This is a genomic window from Hyphomonas sp., assembly GCF_041689225.1.
GTDB lineage: Bacteria > Pseudomonadota > Alphaproteobacteria > Caulobacterales > Hyphomonadaceae > Hyphomonas.
This window is the reverse complement of sequence record NZ_JBDNGN010000023.1, coordinates 1-5,949: the sequence shown is the minus strand read 5'-3', so window position 1 is coordinate 5,949 and position 5,949 is coordinate 1. Positions and strand designations below refer to the sequence as shown.

Sequence of the window (5,949 nt, the reverse complement as noted above, 5' to 3'; positions counted from 1 at the left end):
GCGTGTCTTGGGCATAAACAAAAAAGCCCGCCAGCTCTCCACCAAGGGCGAAATGCTGACGGGCCATGCTAGGCGTCCGGGGCTGGGCAGCTGGACGCTTCGCAAACTCTACATAGTGTAAAATCGTGGCGAGATCAGGGCTAGCTGCGCGGGGCTTCCGCAGGCACAGTGCAGTTATTGTCGTATATGTCCTGCAATCCGCGCGCATCGTAGATCAAGGATGCCTTGGCCTCTAGACAGTTCACGGAATTGCAGCGTCCCGTGAGTTCCAGGTGTGGCGGACCGGCAATGCAGAATGTCAATATATCGCCGCCCGTCCTGTACTGCCCGACAGCCATATCCACCTCATAGACGGCGCGAATGGCGAGGATGGCTGAGAGACCAATGAACAGGGCGAGCACGAGGCAGGCGTAGTATTGCTGGGTAAACGTCTCACCCCGAATCAATGCGATCCGAGCGAATGCCCGATCCCGGAATGGCCGGAACCCCTGCTTTCTGATTTTTGGCTGACGGGGCGGGGATGCCCGGCGCTTAGGGGCGGGTCTGGTTACCTGAACGGCCATCAGACACTACCAGCGCATTCGGCAGCCCACTTTTCCGCATCCTTGCGCATTTTCAACCGCGCCTCAAGAGGACTTCCATCAAAGGCGGCTCGGCTGAGTTCCACGGGCCGCGTAATTTCGCAGAGAGTTTTATGCTCGATCCGAACGGCGCTTTCCATGGCTTCCTTAGTCACTGAATAGGAAGCGTCCGGTGTCGTCTGACACGCCGTCAGAATACACGTTGTCATCAACAGCGTCAGCAATTTCGCGGGATTTCTCAATACGTTCATCGGCTTGCTCCTCTAGCTTTGCCAGTTCCTTGGTTGCGGTTTTCTCGGCCTTCTTGACGGCCTTGGCGTTGGCGCCTTTTCGGACGCGCCTATCGTGCAGGGCGAGCCAAAGAAAAAAGCCCATGATGGCCGCGCCGATGCCTAGCGCCCATTGCGCGGCTGGGTTGTTCTTCAGCCAAAGATAAAACGGGTATCCTAGGGGCATGGTTACACTTTCGGCTGCTCTGCTTTTTGCCTACCCTCGTAAGCAATCATGCGCCCGGCCCACCAGCGCCACCCGCCAATGATGAGCAGGATGCCAGCGAATGTACCGCCAGCGATCAGGATGGTCTGCATGTCATATGCTTTGAAAAAGCCGGTCAGCTCCTTGGCCGCAGGCGCGGCCATTGTTACCGTCGCCAGACCACCACCGATGAGCGCAGTTTCACGGCCGCTATCTTGCTTGGACAGGCCCTTGAACGTCTGGCTGGTTTCCATCGGCTTAGGCCTAGATGCATCCACAAGCTTAGGCGTCTCGATCACCTTTTTCGTTACCGTCAGGGGCGCTTTCGCAGCATCCGGCAGCGGAGCGGCCTTGATCGGCTCGCCCACCTTGCCACCCAGCGCGATAAACTCGCCAGTGTTGAGCCATGCGGTTTGTTGGGCGGCTGGCATCTTGTCCCATTCGTCTGGTAACGTGATGGTGCGAGGCATTGGTTCAGGCTCCGGTTTAAGGGTTGGGGCACTCAACACGGGTTCGGGTTTGGGCGGCTCGATAACCACGGCAGGTTTCGGCATCTTGCCGTCCCATCCCAAGCGAATCAGCACATCCATGACCTTGTTGGTCCATGTGACGTTTGCGCCAGGCGCCGGGTCCATGCCAAAAAACATCAGGACTTCCATGATGCGTCGACGATGCAAGCCAAGCATGGGCTCACCGTCAGAAGTTGTGGTTCCATCCATCCACTCTAGGGCGATGTTTTCAGGCGTGTCCCCTGAGTTTATTCGCCCCCATAAACGCCATTTCGAGACCTCCTCAGCCCCAAAATTGAAAATAACGGAACCGATCGCGTTATAGGCGCTGGGCCACAATGGAATGTGGATCAGGTTCTCAATGACAGGCTCGACCTCTTCGCGGATGTATCGATGCAGTCGGTCAAAATTTTCCTGGCGCGTTATGGTGTTGCCCAGTTGCACGGGGGTTTCGTCGGGCCTGCGCGTAAAACCTGATCCGTACGTAACCCGGCCTTTGACAAGGTGCTCGTCACCGGGGTTAAGATCCAGGTGAGGCTGCTTGTCGTCATAAGCTTTTTCCCGAAATGACTCTACAGAGTCAGATTGCAGGAAGTTGATTAGCGCTGCTGTCGTCAACATCGTCCTTGCCCCCTTCTGAGTGGTCTTCGCCGTTAGTCACATGCTCGGGCGCCAAGTATTTTCCTTCCCGCGTGATGAAATCAAAATGATCCTGCGATAGAGCGCCGCGCTTCAACATCAGGGATAGATGCGCCCGCAATTCGTGGACGCTGCCTATGCCCGAAAAATAGGTGTTAAACATGCCCTCAGAGGTCGGGCTGCGCATTCGCGTTTTGAGCGCTTTGGCGATACGCTCGATCCAGTATCCTTCTTGTCCCAACAGTAGCAGAGAGTCGTCTGAAGGCGGCGGCGGACTATTGGAAGCTAGGGCATCCTCATACGCCTGCCATTCGGCCTCAGTCATACGGATATCGACCATTCCGTCAGGCACAGCGCCGGAATATTTAGCCCGTGACCTGCGTTCCAGGGCCTCCTCACGCGCTACCAAAAGCATGGCAAATGCGACCGTGAAGAGCGTCATCATCAGCATTTCACCGAAGCCGAAAAACAGCGTGAAAAACAGTATACCACTCACAAACTGGTCAGTCAGAGGCGGCTCAATATCAGGGTTCCACGTCCACGAGCTGACGCGGGCCATGAGCACGAACAGCGGGTTGAACGCATCGACCATCTTGGCGTCTGTCATCGCGGTCTGCTTTGTCACCAGCGAAGCGGCCTGCAATGCCTCAATTTTGGCGTCGGCCTCATCGATTTTTGCGCTCAGGCGTGATTGTGCGGCAGTGTTGGCAGCCCGGAACGCGTCAGCCTGATCATCGTTATTGATGCCATCGCTGGTTATGTTCTCGATGGCCGCCTGGTTCGACTCAACCACACGGGCCGTGTCTGCCCGCCATTCGGCCTTGGCGCCCTGTAGGGTCGTGATCTGCTCAGAGACGCCGAACGTGTTAACGTCCAGAACCTCAGTGATAACGTCCGCATTAGCGTACTGGCCCTTCATTATTTTCGCCGCGACGCCGTAGGCATGCAGGAACAATAGCACTGCTGCGATGGCACCCAGAACGGCCAGCAGGTTGCGGAATTTGGGCATCTCGTGGCGGTGACACCAGATTATGGCCATGCCCACGATTATAGAGAACCCGCGCACGGCCCATGCTAGATGTTGCGTCACTTCAGGTGGGATAATATCGCCTGCCAGCGGGCGACTAAACTGCGCATCGATCTGGAAAAACGACCAGACTAGCCACATGCCCAGCCCATACAGTGCTAGGATCATCCAGAACGTGGACAGGAATGCGCCCGCCTCGTCGCGAGCCCAGCGGAAACCGTTGGCGACATTATGCTTATCCATGTGATTTCCCAGCTTTTTGAGCTACATCACCAGCCGGACAACGGCGGTGGCCAGATCAGGTCTCAGCACCACAACCAGGATGCCGACGCAGGCGACCCATATCCAATTTGCGGATAGCCATGTGCGCAGGGGTGATTGTGTTGATGACTTGTCTTTTGCGGCGTCTTCCTTGGCGCGATCTGCTGCGTCGCGCTTTTCAAGGATTTCGTCGCGTTCCATGTGAATTTTTGCAGACCATGTTCGAAGCTGTTCGCCGGTCTCATGGCCGTACATTTTGAACTCATGACGGCGCTCTTCGGATGCCTGCTGCCGATCCCGCTTCAGGAGTTCTTCAAATCGCGAAAGCAGTTTTTCTTCACGGTCCACAAGAGCCTCGCGAGAAATCATTGTGCGCTCGACCAGCGTTACCCGCGTTGGTAAATCATCCATGCCCCAGCCCCTTATACGGTCTCAGCCATCCGCCCACGGTTCCACTTCAGAGACCCGCCGTAGCGCTCGGCTTTCTCCTCCCAATAGATGACGCCCTTGCCCTCGTATGAGCCGTTCTGGCGCGCATACTCGGCCGCATTTTTGGCGTGCGCATATTTGGGCACCAGGATATCACTCACCCGCTCATACGTGTCAGAGATGGAAAGCCCGTGCTCTACCAGCGTTTCGACCACAGCCGCGTCAGGTGCTCTGGCGTCCATTCGCTCCTTGGCGTCTTCGAGCTTTGCCAGCCCTGCCATGAGCGCAGCCCGCGCGTGTTCTTTCTCGATACCGCGCAAGCGCTCCAGTTCGGCCAATGTCTCGGGGCTGTCCTGATGAACGACTCTTTCGACCGTGATAGCGTCCGGTGCGGGTTCACGGATAATCTCTGTTGCGCCAATAGGAATCGCCGTGTGCATAAACTGGTCAGTCGTGCCATCTGGAAACCGAACCGTGACCTCATAGGACTCGCCTGCGTTCATGTAGAGGTTCACCCTGCCCATGCTATCGGTTGGCGCAGGGTTGCGGGCTGGGGTGCGTAGATCAGGGTCGTAGTAGATCACAGCCGGTGCCCTGCCCTGCCGAAACGCGATATTGGCGGAGACGGGGCCTTTGTGGCCGATGGCCTGGTAGCGAAACAGGGATGGGGTGTTCATCGTGCAGCTTCCTGACGTTCCCGGTTCGTCATGGGCCGGACAAACTGGCCTTGGCTGTTACGCGTCATAGCGGCGGGCCTGCCAGTGCATTGGGCACAGGCTTTGGATTGACTCTCGCTCCCGCGCCCGCCCCGCCCTGCTTGGACCTTGATCGGGCAGATGTTTCTGCATCTTCAAGTGATTTGAACCGCTGGAATGATTTGCCGTTCTTGCGCTCGTGCTCGCGCATTGCGCCAAGAATGCCCTCTTCGTCGCTTTCGTCAAACTGCTTTGGTTTTCCATTCGGCCCCATCCAGAGCGATGGCACATTGACCCATGACCCATCAGGCTCCTGCCATGTAGTCGTGATTTCTGTCGAATACGTCCCATCCGCGTTTTCCCTTCGCTCTCCGGGGCTGAATGGGCGGAGCGTGCTTGGCGGAGTCAAGATGCCAGCAGGAACAGGTTTCAGGCTTGGCGGGGCCTCATCAACGCGAACCGGGCCTTTAGCGGCGCGGGCTTCCTCTGGCGTCATTTTGCGGCCCTGATAGCCCGTATATCCGTGCCTGCGCCATAGCTCGTCATTCTTGCGCTTGGTCTCCATATCGCGGACGAACTGGCCCTTGCGGTTGCGCTTCATTTCCGACTCTTTGAGCAGGTCAATCGGGCGCTTGGGTAGTTCTGCCGTGCGCAGCCGCTGGGCTAGAGCGTTGCCTGCCTGCTCTGCTTTGGTGTTGGTGTAGTCAGACGCTTTAGCGAGGGCATTGCCGACTTGCTTCTCAGTGATGCCCTGTGGCGCGTTCTCACGGTCTGCCAGCGTCTTTGTCAGCCCCATAGCCGCAGCAGGCGCGGAGAGGCCTAACAGCGTGTCAGCGGCGTTGCCTACTCCGCCCTTGCCTTTGGCCTTCTCAAACCGCACCCCCCCATCAGGGCCTTTGACCCACCTTCCATTAACTTCGCGAACCGGACGGCCCGGCTTGACGATGGCGTCCTTGCTCAATTCCAGCGGTGGATTGATGGCGTCCATCTCGGCGCGATACTTGGCAGCGGCATCAGTGTCGGCCTTGCTCCTGAAACCGCGCATCCAGTCCGGGCGCTTCAGAAGGGGCTTGTCAATGTTCTGGTAGAACTCGCGGTAAACCTGATCGGGTCCGTCCTTGGAGTGCACCAGAAGCGTTTTGCCTTCATAGGTAATAGGGACAACGCCAGTTTTGTCCCACACAGCTTGGGGCGCAGATCCTGACTGCAACATCTCTTTTGCTGAGGTTGTCGCCCGCTCCTGCGCCTGCTTGGTTACCGCGCTGATGGTTCCCTTGTCGCCAGATGCGCGTGCAACAACAAGCGAAGCGCCCTCGTTTTCTGACATCATGTCG

The 5,949-nt window shown here is 57.4% G+C and carries 7 protein-coding genes; all 7 read right to left on the bottom strand.

The window, feature by feature from the left end:
* Positions 1-140: 140 nt before the first annotated feature.
* A complete protein-coding gene (locus ACESNB_RS02160) occupies positions 141-446 on the bottom strand; it encodes a hypothetical protein (protein WP_373003126.1) in 306 nt (101 codons plus the stop codon).
* A 282-nt stretch (positions 447-728) separates the two neighbouring features.
* On the bottom strand, positions 729-1,037 hold the full coding sequence (locus ACESNB_RS02155; RefSeq protein WP_373003123.1) for a hypothetical protein: 309 nt from the start codon (positions 1,035-1,037) through the stop codon (positions 729-731).
* Positions 1,038-1,039: 2 nt separating this feature from the next.
* Complete coding sequence (locus tag ACESNB_RS02150) at positions 1,040-2,185, bottom strand: glycoside hydrolase family protein (protein ID WP_373003120.1); 1,146 nt, start codon at positions 2,183-2,185, stop codon at positions 1,040-1,042.
* Positions 2,145-3,473 (bottom strand): hypothetical protein, encoded by a 1,329-nt coding sequence (locus ACESNB_RS02145; RefSeq protein WP_373003117.1) that lies wholly within the window; start codon positions 3,471-3,473, stop codon positions 2,145-2,147. Before ACESNB_RS02145 ends, ACESNB_RS02150 begins: the two co-directional genes overlap by 41 nt.
* Positions 3,474-3,494: 21 nt before the next feature.
* On the bottom strand, positions 3,495-3,902 hold the full coding sequence (locus ACESNB_RS02140; protein WP_373003114.1) for a hypothetical protein: 408 nt from the start codon (positions 3,900-3,902) through the stop codon (positions 3,495-3,497).
* 11 nt (positions 3,903-3,913) lie between these two features.
* Positions 3,914-4,597: a hypothetical protein gene (locus tag ACESNB_RS02135; protein ID WP_373003111.1), complete on the bottom strand. Its 684-nt coding sequence runs from the start codon at positions 4,595-4,597 to the stop codon at positions 3,914-3,916.
* A 64-nt stretch (positions 4,598-4,661) separates the two neighbouring features.
* A partial coding sequence (locus ACESNB_RS02130) for a hypothetical protein (protein WP_373003108.1) occupies positions 4,662-5,949 on the bottom strand: 1,288 nt, incomplete at its 5' end.

Excerpts from the sequence above, each read along its gene's own strand:
- ACESNB_RS02145 (WP_373003117.1), bottom strand. The coding sequence starts at position 3,473 with ATGGATAAGCATAATGTCGCCAACGGTTTCCGCTGGGCTCGCGACGAG.
- ACESNB_RS02140 (WP_373003114.1), bottom strand. The coding sequence starts at position 3,902 with ATGGATGATTTACCAACGCGGGTAACGCTGGTCGAGCGCACAATGATT.
- ACESNB_RS02135 (WP_373003111.1), bottom strand. The coding sequence starts at position 4,597 with ATGAACACCCCATCCCTGTTTCGCTACCAGGCCATCGGCCACAAAGGC.
- ACESNB_RS02150 (WP_373003120.1), bottom strand. The coding sequence starts at position 2,185 with ATGTTGACGACAGCAGCGCTAATCAACTTCCTGCAATCTGACTCTGTA.
- ACESNB_RS02155 (WP_373003123.1), bottom strand. The coding sequence starts at position 1,037 with ATGCCCCTAGGATACCCGTTTTATCTTTGGCTGAAGAACAACCCAGCC.